We start from the raw sequence: 16,688 nt of genomic DNA on the forward strand, positions 1-16,688 counted from the left end.
CGACGACCGAAACCGAAAGGGCTTCTCCCGGTGAACAAGCGACTGCTGGCCGTACCCGCGCTCGGCGCGCTGCTGGCGTTCGGCGCCGTCGGCTGCGGCGACGACAACAGCAAGCAGCTGGAGTCCTGGGCGGCGAACGTCTGCGGCGCGGCCAAGGACCCGATCGCCCAGGCGCAGACCGCTCTGGCGGACACCGGCCAGGTGAAGACCGGTGAGGTTCCGGTCGACCTGCAGAAGCGGCTCTCCGCCGACATCGGGCGGCTGGCCAAGACCAACCAGGACATCGCCGCGGCCATCGACGCCGCCGGCGCGCCCAAGGTCGACGACGGCGGGACCCTCCAGAAGGACACCGTCGCCGAGCTCAACAAGGCGGCCGACGGCTACCTGGACGTCCAGAAGAAGCTGGACGCGTTGGGCAACGACGACCGGTCGAAGTTCGCGGACGGGCTGCGCAGCATCTCCGACCAGCTGCAGCAGCTGGCTTCGCTCTCCACCCAGGCGCAGGCCAAGCTGCAGCGTGGCGATCTCGGTGCCGCGATGGCCAAGCAGGAGGGCTGCAAGCCGGGCTCGGCCGCCGCGGCACCGACCCCGGGGGCCCCGGCCTCCGGAGCGAGCGGGACGCCGGCGGCCGGCGGCACCGACACCCCCGCACCGGGCGCCACGGGCAGCCCGGCCGCGACGGACCCGGCCGCGACCCAGGCTCCGTCCGCCCCCGCCGCGAGCACCCCCGCGCCCTCGGCGAGCTGACCCGACCGGTCCGCGCCCGACCGGTGCGCGCCCGACCGGTGCGCGCCCGACCGGTGCGCGCCCGACCGGTCCGCGCCCGACCGGTGCGCGCCCGACCGACCGGTCCGCGCCCACGCCCGACCGGGCCTCGGCCCGGGTCCGTGCCGCGCCCGGGCGGGCGACCGGCGGCGCGGCCGGGCCGGGCGGGGGGAGCGGGGCCGACGGCCAGGGGGACAATGGCGGGGTGATCAGTAGCCCCGTTCTCGACCCGACCCGCCTCGCCACGTTCCGCAAGGCGCTGCTCGCGGCCTCGTACACCGCCGACGGCTGCCTCGACCTGCTCGGGCCCACCGGCTACGCCGCACTGGCACGGAGCGAGGCCGTGCCGGCGCTGCGTGCCACCCGCGGCGGGAGCCCGCTGGAGACGCTGGTGCGGCTGTTCCTGCTGCAGCAGCCCGTGCCGTACCGGGCGGCCGCCGCCGCGCTGCCGGTCGAGGACTGCCTGGCCGACGGCTGGCTGCGCCCGGACGGCGATCTGGTGCGGGCCACCGTGGACGTCCGCCCGTACGCCAACGAGGTCTCCGGTCTGCCGAGTTCGGACGCCTGGGTGGTGTCCGACCTGGGCTGCGCGGTCGGCGGAGCGGGCGGGATCGGCTCCGGTGAGACCGCGCACGGCGTGTCCCGCAAGGACCTGGTACTCGGGGTGGGGGGTGCCTCCACCACGCTGGCCAACATCACGGTGCGCCGTCCGGTCCGGGCCGCCCTGGACCTCGGCTCGGGCTCCGGCGTGCAGGCGCTGCACGCCGCCCGGCACGCCCAGCGGGTCACCGCCACCGACCTCAACCCGCGCGCCCTGCGGTTCACCGAGCTGACCCTCGCGCTCTCCGGGTTCGACAACACCGATGCCGCTGCCGGCAGTCTCTTCGAGCCGGTCGGGGAGCGGAAGTTCGACCTGATCGTGTCCAATCCGCCGTTCGTGATCTCGCCCACCGGCCGGTTCACCTACCGCGACGGCGGGATGGCCGGCGACGATCTCTGCCGCGGCCTGGTCCGCTCCGCCGCCGCGCACCTGGAGCCCGGCGGCTACTGCCAGTTGCTCGCCAACTGGCAGCACGTCAAGGGCGAGGACTGGCACGACCGGCTGGCCGGCTGGGTGGCGGGTACCGGCCTGGACGCCTGGATCGTCCAGCGGGAGGTCCAGGACGTCGCCCAGTACGCCGAGTTGTGGCTGCGCGACGGCGGCGACCACCGCGGCCCCGGCGGCGACTACCAGGCCCGGTACGGCGAGTGGCTGGACGCCTTCGAGGCAGGCGGGGTCGAGGGCATCGGCTTCGGCTGGATCACGCTGCGGGCGGGCGGTGCCGAGCGGCCGACGGTCCGGGTGGAGGAGTGGCCGCACCCGGTCGAGCAGCCGCTCGGCCCGCACATCGAGGAGTGGTTCGACCGGCAGGACTACCTGCGCACGCACGACGACGCGGGGCTGCTCGCGGCCCGGTACGTGCTGGCCGACGAGGTGGTCCAGGAGCAGGTCGGCGCACCCGGGGCGGAGGACCCGGAGCACGTGATCCTGCGCCACAACCGGGGTATGCGGCGTGCCACCAAGGTGGACACGGTGGGTGCCGGGTTCGCCGGGGTCTGCGACGGGACGCTGTCGGCCGGCGAGATCGTGGACGCCATCGCGCAACTGCTCGGCGAGGACCGGGTGGTGCTGCGGGACCGGGTGCCGGAGTCGTTGCGCCTGCTCACCGAGCAGGGGTTCATCCGACCGGTCGGCTGATCGCCCGCGCCCCCCACCGGGCCCGCGTCCCGGCGTCTTTCGGCGACACGCCTTGCTGCGACCCGGTCGGCCGGTTCATCTCCCCGTATCCCCCGGTTCGCCCACCGGTCGCCGCTCAGCTGTCCCGCGTTGGCCCCCGGCTGTGAGGCTCTGTCCACAGGCTGTGGACAGAGCTGGGGGCAAGGGGTGGACACGACGACGGCCACGGTGGGCGGCACGGTGCTCGCGCTCTTCGGCGGCGCACTGCTGCTCTGGTGCGCGGCCGAAGTGCGCCTTCGCCACCTCGTGCGACGCCGGGGTGTGGCGACGGTGGCCACGGTGGTCGCCGAGGCCGACGCGCACGGCGAGCTGGACAGCGCGCCGCTGCTCTCCTTCTCCGCGCCGGCCGCGACCGGTGGTTCCGGCCCGGGGCGGTGCACCGAGCTGGTGCTCACCCGGCCCCGTGGCCACACGCCGTTGCGCCGCCCGGCCCGCTTCGCGCCCGGCGTGTCCGTCCGGATCTCCTACGACCCGCGGCGGCCGAGTCGCGCCGTCCTGGCGGCGGCGGAGACCGGCCGGGCCGCGGTGGCCGATCTGCTCTGGAGCTCACTCGGTACCGGTTGCGTGGCCGCCGGGGCCGTCCTGATAGCCGCCGGCCTCACGGGCTGAGCAGGGGTCTGTAGGGGTCTGGTGCGGACTGGCCGGATCCGGCGGGCGGCCCAGGGGGCGGAGGTGCGAACCTCCGGGGTATAGGGGCGCAAAGTTTCATTCAGCGGACATACCGGGACACAAGGGGCGGCGCCCCGGGGTCACGCTCCGCGTTGCCCGCCCCGTCCGCCCTGTTCGTCCCGCTTCGCCCGTTCCCAGCCCGCCCCCGCCCGCCCCCGCCCGTCCCCGCCTGTCCCCCCCGCCCGTTCTCGGCTCGTCGCCGCGGCGTGTCGATTTTCCGTTGACAGATTTTGAAATCCGTCATTCCATCCTTCGAAACCCGCCGAAGCCCCCCTCCACGGGGCGCGATCCTCCATCATCGGGTTACCGTTCGAGTGGCGTCGGTCGGCCTTGCCGGTGAAAAAGCAGGATCCTTCCGTTTGACAAGGGTGGCCGGGGTACGGTCACACTCCGCTGGTGGGGTCGTCGTGCAGCGGCAACCCCGGGACGGTGGAGGGGTCGGGCGGAGCGCAGCCCGTGCTGCCAGCGCCGACCAGCTCACATAACGACCGGGAGAGAAGAGCGAAGGTGTCCCCGAGCAGCGAGACCGCGCACGGACAGCGACTCGTCATTGTCGAGTCGCCGGCCAAGGCGAAGACGATCAAGGGCTACCTTGGCCCCGGCTACATCGTCGAGGCGAGCGTCGGGCACATTCGGGACCTGCCCAGCACAGCGGCCGAGGTCCCGGACAAGTACACCGGCGAGGTGCGCCGCCTCGGCGTCGACGTCGACCACGACTTCGCGCCCATCTACGTGGTGAACGCGGACAAGAAGTCCCAGGTCAGCAAGTTGAAGTCGCTGCTCGCGGAGTCCGACGAGCTCTTCCTCGCCACCGATGAGGACCGCGAGGGCGAGGCCATCGCGTGGCACCTCCAGGAGGTGCTGAAGCCCAAGGTGCCGGTGCACCGGATGGTGTTCCACGAGATCACCAAGACCGCGATCCAGGAGGCGGTGGCCAATCCGCGCGAGCTGAACCAGCGCCTGGTCGACGCCCAGGAGACCCGCCGCATCCTCGACCGCCTCTACGGCTTCGAGGTCTCGCCGGTGCTCTGGAAGAAGGTCATGCCGAAGCTGTCGGCGGGCCGTGTGCAGTCCGTCGCGACCCGTCTGGTGGTCGAGCGGGAGCGCGAGCGGATGGCCTTCCGCAGCGCGTCCTACTGGGACCTGGTCGGCACCTTCGGCACCGGCCGCACCCCGGCCGACGCCGCCAACCCGGAGACCTTCGGCGCCCGGCTCTCCGCCGTCGACGGCAAGCGGATCGCCAGCGGCCGTGACTTCGGTTCGGACGGCCGGCTGAAGGCCGGCAGCGTCAACACCCTGCACCTGGACGAGCAGGCCGCCCGCGCGCTGCTCGCCGCCCTGGAGCAGACCGCGTTCAGCGTCCGCGGCGTCGAGTCCAAGCCCTACCGCCGCTCGCCGTACGCGCCGTTCCGCACCACCACGCTCCAGCAGGAGGCCAGCCGCAAGCTGGGCTTCGGTGCCAAGCGGACCATGCAGGTGGCCCAGAAGCTGTACGAGAACGGCTTCATCACCTATATGCGTACCGACTCCACCACGCTCTCGGAGACCGCCGTCACGGCCGCCCGGGCGCAGGTCACCCAGCTCTACGGGGCCGACTACCTGCCGGACGCGCCGCGGACCTACGCGAGCAAGGTCAAGAACGCCCAGGAGGCGCACGAGGCCGTCCGCCCGTCCGGCGACCGCTTCCGCACCCCCGCCGAGACCGGCCTGAGCGGCGACGACTTCCGGCTGTACGAGCTGATCTGGATGCGCACCGTCGCTTCCCAGATGAAGGACGCGGTCGGCCAGTCGGTCACCGTGAAGGTCGGCGGCCGCTCCTCGGACGGCCGGGACGCCGAGTTCTCCGCCTCCGGCAAGATCATCACCTTCCACGGCTTCCTCAAGGCCTACGTCGAGGGTGCCGACGACCCGAACGCCGAGCTGGACGACCGCGAGCGCCGGCTGCCGCAGGTGACCGAGGGCGACCCGCTGGCCGCCGAGCAGCTCACCCCGGAGGGCCACGCCACCAAGCCGCCGGCCCGCTACACCGAGGCCTCGCTGGTCAAGGAGCTGGAGGACCGGGAGATCGGCCGCCCGTCCACCTACGCCTCGATCATCGACACCATCATCAACCGCCGCTACGTCTTCAAGAAGGGGACGGCGCTGGTGCCGTCGTTCCTCTCCTTCGCCGTGGTCAACCTGCTGGAGAAGCACTTCGGCCGGCTGGTCGACTACGACTTCACCGCGCGGATGGAGGACGACCTCGACCGCATCGCGGCGGGCGAGGCGCAGTCCGTGCCGTGGCTGAAGCGCTTCTACTTCGGTGAGGGCGAGGGCCACGCCACCGGCGGCGCCGCCGAGGCCGGCAACGGCGACGGCGACCACCTGGGCGGTCTGAAGGAACTGGTCACCGACCTCGGCGCGATCGACGCCCGGGAGATCAGCTCGTTCCGGATCAGCGACGACCTCACCCTGCGGGTCGGCCGCTACGGCCCCTACGTCGAGCGCGCCTCCACCGTGGAGGGCGAGCCCGGCCAGCGCGCCGACATCCCGGACGAGCTGCCGCCGGACGAGCTCACCGTCGAGCTGGCCGAGGAGCTGCTGGCCAAGCCCAGCGGTGACTTCGAGCTCGGTCAGGACCCGGTCAGCGGCAACCAACTGGTCGCCAAGGACGGCCGGTACGGCCCGTACGTGACCGAGATCCTGCCCGAGGGCACGCCCAAGACCGGCAAGAACGCGGTCAAGCCGCGCACCGCGTCGCTGCTGAAGACGATGGCGCTGGACACCGTCACGCTCGACGACGCGCTGAAGCTGCTGTCGTTGCCGCGCGTGGTCGGGAAGGACCCGGAGGGCGTGGAGATCACCGCGCAGAACGGCCGCTACGGGCCGTACCTCAAGCGCGGTACCGATTCGCGCTCGCTCACCAGCGAGGAGCAGATGTTCACGGTCACCCTGGAGGAGGCCCTGGCCATCTACGCCCAGCCCAAGCAGCGTGGCCGGGCCGCCGCCGCGCCGCCGCTCAAGGAGCTGGGCAACGACCCGGTCAGTGAGCGTCCGGTGGTGGTCAAGGACGGCCGTTTCGGCCCCTACGTCACCGACGGCGAGACCAACGCGACGCTGCGCAAGGACGACGAGGTCGAGACCATCACCCCCGAGCGCGGCTATGAGCTGCTCGCGGAGAAGCGGGCCCGCGGTCCGGTGAAGAAGACCGCGAAGAAGGCCCCGGCGAAGAAGGCGGCGGTGAAGAAGACCGCTACCACCAAGACCGCCGCCACCAAGACGGCGGCGGCCAAGACCGCGGCCAAGAAGACGACGACCAAGGCCGCCGCGAAGAAGACGACGACGACCAAGAAGGCCGCCGCGAGCAAGACCACCGCCACCGACGAGGGCTGACCCTCCACCAGTGGCACCGGGCCCGCGTCCTCTCCGGAGGCGCGGGCCCGAGGTCTGTGGACGACCGGTCCGCGGCCCGTCGCACGAGGCCCCCGGTGGACGGTGCCCGGCGGGTGCGCGGTGCGTCACAACCCTGCAATGACCGGTATCCGGAAGCCCGCACCCCTCTTTTCCGGGCGGTGCCGACCGCTACGCTGACCGTATGACGAGCGAGGAGCAGCCCACCCCCGGCGCCGGCGGTGCCGCCAGAGCCGGCACGCCCGACCTGCCCGAGGTCGCGCCCGCCGGGACCCCCGGCGAGCGGGCCAGGGCACTGCTGCGGCTGCGCCCGTACCGCCGCCTCTGGACCACTCAGCTGATCGGCGGCACCGCCGACCGGCTGGGCTTGCTGGTGCTGCTCGCGCTGACCGTGATCGCGGCCGCCCTCGGCGGGCAGTTCGGTGACCTGCCGCGCAGCCTGGCCTTCGCCGTCGCCGCGGTCTTCGCGGCCCGGCTGGCCGCCACCCTGCTGGTCGGCGCCACCCTGCTCGGCCCGGTGCACGGGCTGCTCAACGGCAGGCTCGACCGGCGCTGGACGCTGTTCGGCGCGGACGTGCTGCGGACCGTGCTGATCGGCATCGCGCCCTGGTGGATCGTCTGGCTGGGCTCCGGGTCCTCCGGTGCCGCGACCTACGTCCTGCTCGCCACCGTCTTCGTGACCGGTGCCGCCGAGCGGGTCTGGTCCATCGCCAAGGCCGCCGCCGTGCCCGGCCTGCTGCCGCCGGCGAACCCCTTCGCACCTCCCGGGGAGCGGCGCCCGTCCGCGGCCAACCTGGAGAGCGTCCGGACGCTGGACCGCCGTACCGGCTGGGCCACCGTGCCGCTCGCGGCCGCCGCGCTGGTCGCGCTCACCCTGGTCAACAACGTCTTCGCGGCGCTCGGCTCGGACTGGTTGCGGATCCACCAGACCACCTTCGCGGCGCTCGGCGCGGCCGCCCTGTTCGCGGTCTCGGCCGTCCGGGCGTACCTGCAGGAGCTGCCCGGCGGTCCGACGACGGCCGTTCCGCACTCCCCGCTGCGGGGCCTGCGCGCCCCGACCGACGCCACGCCCGGCCCCGCGCTGAGCAAGGGCCGCACCGGCGGCGCCCCCTACTTCACCTTCGCGGTCGCCGCGGCCTACGCCTCGATGGCGGGCGTCGCCTCGCTCGCGCTGCTGACCGCCGCCGAACACCGCGCCGGGCCGATCGGTTACGGCCTGCTGGTGCTCGCCGCCGTCGGTGCGCCCGCGCTCGGCGCCCGGCTCACCCGGGCCACCCTGCCCGCCCTCTCCCGCCGCCGGCTGCTCGCACTGGCGCTGCTGACCGCGGGCGTCGCGCTGATCCTGGCCGGCCTGGTGCTGGACTTCGTGCTGGTGCTGCTGCTGACCGTGCTGGCCGGCCTGGCCGCCGGGATCGTCGTCTCGGCCGGGCGCACCCTGCTCGCCCAGGAGGTGGAGGAGGCCCGGCTGCCGACGGTCACCGAGCACCTGTACGCGGTGCTGCGGGCCGTGGTGGGCGGCGCGCTGATCGTCGTCCCGCTGATCGCCGCGGCCTACGGCGAGGTCGAGTACGGCACGGTCGAGCCCGGCTCGTTCACCTTCATCCACGGCGGCGCGGCCCTCGCGGTGGCCACCGTCGGGCTGCTGACCCTGGTGCTCGCCGCCGTCGTGCTGCTCAAGACCGACGACCGGCGGGGCACCGCCCCGTTCGGCCGGGACCTGGTGGACGCCGTGCGCGGCCTGACCGGACCGGCCCCGCACCGCACCACCGGCACCGGCTTCTTCATCGCCCTGGAGGGCGGCGACGGCGCCGGCAAGTCCACCCAGGCCCAGGCGCTCGCCGAGTGGATCCGGGGCAAGGGCCACGAGGTGGTGCTCACCCGCGAGCCCGGCGGCAGCCCCGTCGGGCAGCGGCTGCGCGGTCTCGTCCTGGACGTCGGCAACACCGGTCTGTCGCACCGCGCCGAGGCGCTGATCTACGCCGCCGACCGCGCCGAGCACGTGGAGAACGTCATCCGCCCGGCGCTGGCCCGGGGCGCGGTGGTGATCACCGACCGGTACATGGACTCCTCGATCGCCTACCAGGGCGCCGGGCGCGATCTGGCCGCCACCGAGGTGGCGCGGATCTCGCGCTGGGCGACCGGCGGGCTGGTGCCCGACCTGACCGTCGTCCTGGACGTCGACCCGACCAGGGCGCGGGAGCGGTTCACCGAGGCGCTGGACCGGCTGGAGTCCGAGCCGACCGAGTTCCACCAGCGGGTCCGCTCCGGGTTCCTCGCGCTGGCCGCGGCCGACCCGGCCCGGTACCTGGTCGTGGACGGCAGTCAGCAGCCCGGCTTCGTCACCACCGCGATCCGCCACCGGCTCGACCGTGAGCTGCCGCTCTCCGAGCAGGAGAGGGCCTCCCGGGCCGAGCAGGAGCGGCTCGCCCGGGAGGAGGCCGAGCGCCGCGCCGCCGAGGAGGCCCGTCGGCGCGCGGAGGAGGAGGCCGCCGAGCGCAAGCGGCTGGAACTGCTGGAGCAGCTCCGGGCCGAGCAGGCGGAGAAGGAGCGGCTGGCCAAGGAGGCTGCCGAGCGGGCTGCCGCCGAGGTGGCGCGCAAGGCGGCCGAGGAGGCCCGGCGCAAGGCGGAGGAGGAAGCCCGCCGGCGGGCCGAGGAGGAGGCCAGGCAGCGCGCGGCGGAGGAGGCCCGGCTGGCCGCCGAGGCCGTCGAGCGCCGACGGATCGCCGAGGAGGCGGCCGCCCAGGCGGAGCTCCAGCGGCAGCGGGAGCTGCAGCGGGAGGAGCAGCGCCGGCGGGCGGAGGAGGCACTGCAGCGGGCCGAGGAGGCCAGGCTGGCGCAGGCCGCCGCGCTCGCCGCGGCCGCTGCCGCCGCCGAGAGCGCGGCGGTCCGGGCGGACCGGCCCGCTCCCGCCGTCGACGACGTGACCAGGGAGCTCCGGGTCGTCCGGGAGGCCGACGACGCGACCCAGGAGATCTCCGAGCGGGACCGCCGGGCGGCCGTCCGGGCGGCCGAGGCGGCCGGTGCCGCAGGGACCGGTGGTGCTTCGGCGAGCCGGACTCCGGAGGTCGACGCGACGGCGAAGCTGCCGGTCGTCCCCGCCGCCCCGGCGGACGAGACGGCCGTGCTGCCCCGGGTGCCCTCGGCGGACCAGACGGCGGTGCTGCCCAAGGTGCCTCCGGTGGACGAGACGGCCGTGCTGCCCCGGGTCGAGCCGGGCCGCCCGGCCGACCAGGTGCCGCCGGGCCCCTGGCGTGAGGACCGGAGCGGTCGGTCCGGCTCGACCGGTCCGGCGGGTCGCGGCGGTCAGAGCGGTCAGAGCGGTCAGGGCGGTCAGTCCGGTCGGGAGGCGCAGGTCGACGGCACCCGGGAGCTCCCGGTGGTCGAGGATCAGCCGGCCGCCGAACCCCGCCCCCGGCCCTCCTGGGCCGAGGAGACCCCGATGGACGACCTGCCGAGCCTCACCGACACCCTGCTGGGCTCGCGCGACGAGTGGGCCCGCCGGCAGCAGGACGGCCCCGCCGACCGCGCGCCGCAGGACCCGCGCGGCGGCGCGGCTGCTCCGCCGGCGGCAGCCGACGGGCAGGGCGACGACCAGGGCAGTGGCAAGGGCAAGGGCCGGCGCTGGGGGCGCCGGAGCTGACTGACCGGGTGGGCAGCGGCTGACCAGAGCCGACGGGACCCGACCGGATGACCGGCGGGCCCGGTCCGGGCCGGTCGGCGGTCGGCGGACGGCGGGCGGTGCGGCCGGGGCGGTGCTCCGGCGGCACCGCCCGCCGTCGTACCGGCCACGTATGCTCGACGGCGGGTGACCGTGCCCGGCGCGCCGTACGCCGCGCGGGTGAACGGGAGCCGGCGCAGTCCGTACCGAGCTTGGGAGCAGCAGTGGCCGTCTGGGACGACCTGGTGGGCCAGGAGCGGGTGGTCGAGCAGCTGACCGCCGCGGCCCGGGCGGCCGGGGCGACGGCCGCCGCCGGTCGCGGGGCCGCGACGGTGCCGGGCGGCAACGCCTCGCTGATGACGCACGCCTGGCTCTTCACCGGCCCGCCCGGGGCCGGTCAGATCACCGCCGCCCGCGCCTTCGCCGCGGCCCTCCAGTGCACCAGCCCGGACCTCGCGCTCGGCGGCACGCCCGGCTGCGGCTTCTGCGACGGCTGCCACACCGTGCTGGCGGGCAGCCACGCGGACGTGAAGTACGTGCGTACCGACGGTCTGTCGATCGGTGTCGGCGACATGCGCGCCCTCGTGCTGCGGGCGTCCAGCTACCCGACCGGCGGCCGCTGGTCGGTGATCCTGGTCGACGCCGCCCACCGGCTCACCGAGGCCGCCGCCAACGCCCTGCTCAAGGGCGTGGAAGAGCCCTCCCCGCGCACCGTCTGGCTGCTCTGCGCCCCCTCCGTGCAGGACGTGCTGCCCACCATCCGCTCGCGCTGCCGCCTGCTGGTGCTGCGCCAGCCCGCCGCCGAGGCCGTCGCCGACATGCTGGTGAACCGCGACGGGGTCGACCCCGGGACGGCCCGGCTGGCCGCGCTCGCCGGGCAGGGGGACATCGAGCGCTCCCGCCGCCTGGCCGTCGACGACCAGGCCCGGACCAGGCGGACGGAGGTGCTGCGGATCCCGCTGGAGGTCGCCGACATCGGCGGCTGCCTGGCCGCCGCCCAGCGGCTGGTCGACACGGCGAAGGCCGATGCCGAGGCGCTCGCCGAGACCCAGGACGCCAAGGAGACCGACGACCTCAAGGCCGCGTACGGCGCGGCCGAGGGCAGCAAGGCCCCGCGCGGCATGGCCGGGGCGGTCAAGGAACTGGAGAAGCGGCAGAAGAGCCGCGCCACGCGGACCCGCCGGGAGACGCTCGGCGTCGCCCTGCTCGACCTGCTCGGCTTCTACCGGGACGTCCTCGCCCTCCAGCTGGGCGCCGGCGGGGCGCTCTCCAACGAGGACCAGCGGCAGGCACTGAACCGGGTCGCCCAGGCCGGTCCGCCGGAGGGGACGCTGCGGCGGATCGAGGCGGTGCTCGCCTGCCGACAGGCGCTGGACCGCAACGTCGACCCGCTGCTCGCCGTCGAGGCGATGACCGTCGCGCTGCGGGCCGGCTGAGCGGGGGCCCGTCGCCGGTAGGGCTTCCCGCGCTACCCGGGTGTCCCACCTTCGAGTGAACGAGCGGTACGCGCCGGGCACACCTGCGTGTGACCGTCGGGTCGTCTTGCACGCTGGGGCCGACTGCGCCCCGACGCCGGGGCCGTCGCGTCCCGTCCGGCACCGGCCCCCACCGGTCGTCCGGCCCTCCTCCCGAGGCGGTGCGTCCCATGGTCCATTCGCTCCTGGTCGTTCCCCTGCTGGCCGCCGCCGCAGGCGGCATCTGGCTCGCCCGCGGCGCCCTGCTGCGCTGGCGTGACCTGCGCGCCGCCGAGACCTACGAACTGACCGGAGATCAGCGCCCGATGCTGCTGCGGGCGGCCGGCGCGATGGTCTGCGGCGTCTGTGTGACGGCGCTGACCCTGCTGACCGCCCTGGGCACGTTCGGCGGCTTCGGCGGGTCGGCGTCGCGGTCCGACCCCGCGGAACTCGCCGCCGACACCGCGATCGAGGGCGGGGTGCGGCAGGCCGCGCCGCCTGCCGTCGAGGCGCCCGCGCCGGCCGCTCCGGCCGTCGCGCCCGCTCCGGAGCCGGCTCCGGTCGCCGCGCCCAGCCGGTTCGACAGCGTCGGTCACCCGGGCGGCGGCGAGCTGCTGCAGTCCGCCGTCCCCGGCCCGGACGGGCACCCGCGCAACGTCCGGGTCTGGCTGCCCGCCCAGTACGCCAAGGAGCCGAACGCCCGCTTCCCGGTGGTCGTGATGCACGCGGCCACCCCGCGCAAGACCGCCGACACCGAAGTCCCGGACATCTTCGAGGGCCTCGGCTCCGCCGCCCAGACCGGCAAGGCCCGCCCGTTCATCCTGGTCGCCCCCGAGGCGCCGAACGGCACGGCGCACCCGTGCGACCTGGTCGCCGCCGCCCCGCTGGCCGTCGCCGACGACGCCGCGCTGCGCACCACCATCGCGGCCACCTTCCGCACCCTGCCGCCCGGCCCGGCCTCCTGGGGCGCGCTCGGCGTCGAGGGCGGCGCGCCGTGCGCGGCGGCCGCCGGTCTGGCCCGCCCCGACCTGTACGGGGCGGCCGCGGCGGTCTCCGGCCGGTACGACACCGTCGCGCTGACCCGGACGGGGGCCGAGGCCCCCGCCAACGTCGCCCCGAAGCTGCTGCTGGCCGCCGCCAAGGCCGACGCCGCGGGGCTCGACGCGGCCCGCAAGCTGCAGGCCGCGCTGCGTGGCGGCACCGGCGCGGCGGCCCGCGCCGACGTCCGGATCTCCGAGAACGTGCAGGACTACACGGCCGACCGGGAGCGGCTGCGGTTGGTCCGGCAGGCGGCCCAGTACCTGGCCGAGACGCTGGCCAAGGCGTCCTGATCAGGGTGTCGGCGAGGGCTACGCTTCGCGGTACCCGGGGCATCGGCGGCGGTGCCCCCGCACCCGAAGGGGACCGGATGAGGGCGGCGCGGGGCGTGCGCGGGCGGGCGGTGGCGGCCGCGCTGGCCGTCACCGGGTTGCTGATCGGCGGGTGCGGCTCCTCCTCGTCCACCCCCGGGGCGGCCTCCTCGGACACCAGCGGGCCCGGGGCCCCGTCCTCCGCCGGGCCCTCGTCCGGGGCCTCGTCCGGGACCCTCGTGTGGGGCGGTCCCGCCTCGGGCGGCTCCGCGTCGGCGGCCGCCTCCCGGCCCGGTGCCACGCCGCTGGAGCCGCTCCCGGCCGCCGTCCCCGCCGCGCTGGCGCCGTACTACGGGCAGCGGCTCGCCTGGCAGCCGTGCGACGACGGCTTCGAGTGCACCACCTTCACGGCGCCGCTGGACTACGACCACCCGGGCGGTGGCGACCTCATGCTCGCGGCGGTCCGCGCGGTTGCCGTCCCGACCGGTTCGGGCGGGGCGGGCGGGGCGGGGGGCGCCCGGCTCGGTTCGCTGCTGCTCAACCCGGGCGGACCCGGCGGCTCGGCGATCGAGTACGTGGAGGCCGTCGCCAAGACGTACGACAGTGCCGTGCGCGACCGGTACGACCTGGTCGGGCTGGACCCGCGCGGGGTCGGGCGGAGCAGCCCGGTGACCTGCCTGAGCGGTGACCGGATGGACGCGTACACCGCCGTCGACATCACCCCCGACGACCAGGCCGAGATCGACGCCCTGGCGGCCGCCGACCGGGAGTTCGCCGAAGGCTGCCGGCAGCGGGCCGGTGACCGCCTGGCCCACCTCAGCACCGTCGAGGCGGCCCGCGACATGGACATCCTGCGGGCGCTGCTCGGCGACGAACGGCTCAACTACGTGGGCAAGTCCTACGGCACCTTCCTCGGCGCCACCTACGCGGGGCTCTTCCCCGGCCGGACCGGCCGGATGGTGCTGGACGGCGCGATGGACCCGTCGCTCGACGCGCTCAGCGGCAACCGCACCCAGGCCGGCGGCTTCGAAACCGCCTGGGCCGCCTTTGCCGAGGACTGTGCCAAGCGCGAGGACTGCCCGCTCGGCCGCACCGGGCAGCAGATCGGCGACCAGCTCACCGCCCTGTTCGCGGCCATCGACGCCAAGCCGCTGACCACCGCCGACGGCGCCCGCCGGCTCACCGAGTCCCAGGCGACCACCGGCGTCATCCAGGCCATGTACGCGGACTTCCTCTGGCCCCGACTGCGCACCGCGCTCGCCGACGCCAAGGCCGGCGACGGCACCGGCCTGCTCAAGCTGTCGGACTCGTACTACGAACGCGGCTCGGACGGCTCGTACCCCAACCTGATGTTCGCCAACATGGCGGTGAACTGCCTGGACCTGCCCGCACCGTTCGCCGGCCCGGCGGATGTCCAGCGCGCGGTGCCGGACTTCGAGCGGACCTCGCCGCGCTTCGGGCGCGACATGGCCTGGATGGCGCTGACCTGCACCTACTGGCCGGTCCCGGCCACCGGTGCGGCGCACACCGTCCGGGCCGCCGGCGCCGCGCCGATCGTGGTCATCGGCACCACCCGCGACCCGGCCACCCCGTACGGGTGGGCGCGGTCCCTGGCCGGGCAGCTGGAGTCCGGCCGGCTGCTGACCTTCGACGGTGACGGTCACACCGCGTACGGCCGGCACGACGCCTGCGTCGACGGGGCGGTCAACGGCTACCTGCTGGGCGGTGCGGCGCCGGAGCAGGAGAAGCGCTGCGGTGGGTAGGGCGCGGGCACGAGGGTGGCGGGGCGCGGGTGATTTCGGCTTCAACTGTCGACCGGTGCGACGTTACGATGAGCGCCCCGCCACCCCTGCCACCACCTCACCGGAGCCCACCGTGCTCGGAGTCAACGACCTGGCGACGTACATACTCGGCGCCCTCGTGATCATCCTCCTCCCCGGCCCCAACTCCCTGTACGTGCTGTCCGTCGCCGCCCGCAAGGGCGTCCGGACCGGCTACACCGCCGCCGCCGGCGTCTTCGTCGGCGACTTCACCCTGATCAGCCTCACCTCGCTGGGCGCCGCCTCGCTGCTGAAGGCCAACCCGGCGGTCTTCGCCGTGGTGAAGTTCGGTGGCGCCGCCTACCTGCTCTGGATCGGCGTCGGCATGCTCCGCGCCGCCCGCGGGCTCTGGCGCGAGCACCGCGCCGCTGCGGCCGCCCCCGACACCGTCGAGGCCGCTCCGGAGTCCACCGAGCGTCCGTTCCGCCGGGCCCTGGTGATCAGTCTGCTGAACCCGAAGGCGATCCTCTTCCTGCTCTCCTTCTTCACCCAGTTCGTGGACCCCTCCTACGGACAGCCGGCCCTCTCCTTCGCCCTGCTCGGCGGCATCCTGCAGACCTTCAGCCTGCTCTACCTCTCCATGCTGATCTTCGCGGGCACCACCCTCGCCACCGCCTTCCGCCGCCGCAAGCGGCTCTCCGCCGGTCTCACCAGCGGCGTCGCCGTCCTCTTCGCCGGCTTCGCCGCCAAGCTGGCCGTCTCCTCGGCCTGAGCCCCGGCTCCGGAAGCCCGTTACGGATCACCCGCGAACCTGTGTAGACTGGCGCGCGTTGCCACCACGTGCGGCAACGGTGCCGCCTTAGCTCAGTTGGCCAGAGCAACGCACTCGTAATGCGTAGGTCTCGGGTTCGAATCCCGAAGGCGGCTCTGTAGAAGCCCCAGGACTCACTCGCCGTGACCTGGGGCTTTTGCCATTCCTTGGCACATGGGCAGGCGTCAGCGCCGCGCTACAAGATCGCTTGCGTGAGCGATGCGTGAGCGCGGGTGTTGATGGGGGCGCTTCTCTTGAGGTGACAGGCGTGTCCGTGGTCGCTGTTGGTTCGCTGCCGTTGCGAAGTTGATCGTCTGCTCGGTGAGGGGCTGGTGGGCTGCGGAGCGGTGGGGCAGGGGAGCGTGACCAGGACGAGCAGGTGGTCGAGCAGGTCCACTTCGACGAGGCCGCCCCCGAGGAGCTTCTGGGGGAGCGGCTTTGAGGGATGGGGCCAGTTGGGAGCGAACCCGCTGAAAGCACACGTGGAGTCGACGAGCTGGTTCTAGGGTGGAGTCCTCACCTCTCAACGTGGGGTCCCAGAGAAGGCCCGACCACCCTCGTGGTCGAGACGTCTCCCACTCTTCGGCCAACCTGGAGGCGCTGATCATGGATGCAAACCGAGTTCTTGAAGCGCTCGAGGCGGGCGAGTTCGACGGCGTCAGCCACACCTATCAGCCATATGACGGCTACGGAAACCAGACCCATCAGGTTGCGATGAGGGTCTCCGGTGACACCATCGAGGTCGCCAAGACCACTAGCGGGAAGTTCTTCGACGGGAAGGAGAACACCCGCTACTCCGAGACCAGCACTGACCGTCTGACCGGCATGGATGCGGTGGGCTTCATCGCCCAGCGGCCGTACTACTTCTCGCAGGTTCGCCCCGACCTCTTCTAAGAGCTGAGGACTCGGCGCGTCTCGCTGGGCTCGATCTTGCCTGCCGGGAACTGCCAGGAGAGCTGGCCCTCGCTGACTCGGCGCCGGACCATCAGCACCCGACTCTCTCGGATCACGATCGCGGCAGCGATACCTGGCCGTCCGTCTGAAGCCGGGTGCAT

10 protein-coding genes, 1 tRNA gene and 1 pseudogene are annotated in these 16,688 nt (G+C 74.3%); 11 read left to right on the forward strand and 1 reads right to left on the reverse strand.

Annotation, left to right across the window (positions count from 1 at the left end; translation table 11 throughout):
* Positions 1-30: 30 nt before the first annotated feature.
* The 11 genes from ACIQTO_RS01990 to ACIQTO_RS02040 all read left to right on the forward strand — a co-directional run bounded on the left by ACIQTO_RS01990 (position 31) and on the right by ACIQTO_RS02040 (position 16,527).
* A complete protein-coding gene (locus tag ACIQTO_RS01990) occupies positions 31-747 on the forward strand; it encodes a small secreted protein (protein ID WP_402381560.1) in 717 nt (238 codons plus the stop codon).
* 223 nt (positions 748-970) lie between these two features.
* Positions 971-2,503 (forward strand): methyltransferase, encoded by a 1,533-nt coding sequence (locus ACIQTO_RS01995; RefSeq protein ID WP_402381563.1) that lies wholly within the window; start codon positions 971-973, stop codon positions 2,501-2,503.
* 186 nt (positions 2,504-2,689) lie between these two features.
* Positions 2,690-3,151, forward strand: a complete 462-nt coding sequence (locus tag ACIQTO_RS02000) for a DUF3592 domain-containing protein (RefSeq protein WP_402381566.1) — start codon at positions 2,690-2,692, stop codon at positions 3,149-3,151.
* Between the two features lie 567 nt (positions 3,152-3,718).
* The gene (gene topA, locus ACIQTO_RS02005) at positions 3,719-6,583 is read left to right on the forward strand and encodes a type I DNA topoisomerase (protein WP_402381568.1); all 2,865 of its coding nucleotides are present in this window, start codon (positions 3,719-3,721) and stop codon (positions 6,581-6,583) included.
* Positions 6,584-6,785: 202 nt separating this feature from the next.
* Positions 6,786-10,241, forward strand: a complete 3,456-nt coding sequence (gene tmk, locus ACIQTO_RS02010) for a dTMP kinase (protein WP_402381571.1) — start codon at positions 6,786-6,788, stop codon at positions 10,239-10,241.
* 242 nt (positions 10,242-10,483) lie between these two features.
* Positions 10,484-11,695, forward strand: a complete 1,212-nt coding sequence (locus ACIQTO_RS02015; RefSeq protein WP_402382709.1) for a DNA polymerase III subunit delta' — start codon at positions 10,484-10,486, stop codon at positions 11,693-11,695.
* 209 nt (positions 11,696-11,904) lie between these two features.
* On the forward strand, positions 11,905-13,044 hold the full coding sequence (locus ACIQTO_RS02020; RefSeq protein WP_402381574.1) for a hypothetical protein: 1,140 nt from the start codon (positions 11,905-11,907) through the stop codon (positions 13,042-13,044).
* 77 nt (positions 13,045-13,121) lie between these two features.
* Positions 13,122-14,825, forward strand: coding sequence for an alpha/beta hydrolase (locus ACIQTO_RS02025; RefSeq protein ID WP_402381577.1), 1,704 nt, complete (start codon positions 13,122-13,124; stop codon positions 14,823-14,825).
* A 112-nt stretch (positions 14,826-14,937) separates the two neighbouring features.
* Positions 14,938-15,594, forward strand: coding sequence for a leucine efflux protein LeuE (gene leuE, locus ACIQTO_RS02030; RefSeq protein ID WP_402382712.1), 657 nt, complete (start codon positions 14,938-14,940; stop codon positions 15,592-15,594).
* Positions 15,595-15,675: 81 nt separating this feature from the next.
* Positions 15,676-15,749: transfer RNA gene (locus ACIQTO_RS02035), tRNA-Thr, on the forward strand.
* A gap of 490 nt (positions 15,750-16,239) precedes the next feature.
* Positions 16,240-16,527 (forward strand): hypothetical protein, encoded by a 288-nt coding sequence (locus ACIQTO_RS02040; protein ID WP_402381579.1) that lies wholly within the window; start codon positions 16,240-16,242, stop codon positions 16,525-16,527.
* Positions 16,528-16,541: 14 nt separating this feature from the next.
* On the opposite strand, the pseudogene ACIQTO_RS02045 reads toward ACIQTO_RS02040, so the two are convergent.
* Positions 16,542-16,688, reverse strand: a pseudogene (locus ACIQTO_RS02045) (NUDIX hydrolase); the annotation flags it as partial.

Origin of the sequence: Kitasatospora sp. NPDC091207, from assembly GCF_044768625.1 — a bacterium.
In the GTDB taxonomy this organism is placed as follows: Bacteria; Actinomycetota; Actinomycetes; order Streptomycetales; family Streptomycetaceae; genus Kitasatospora.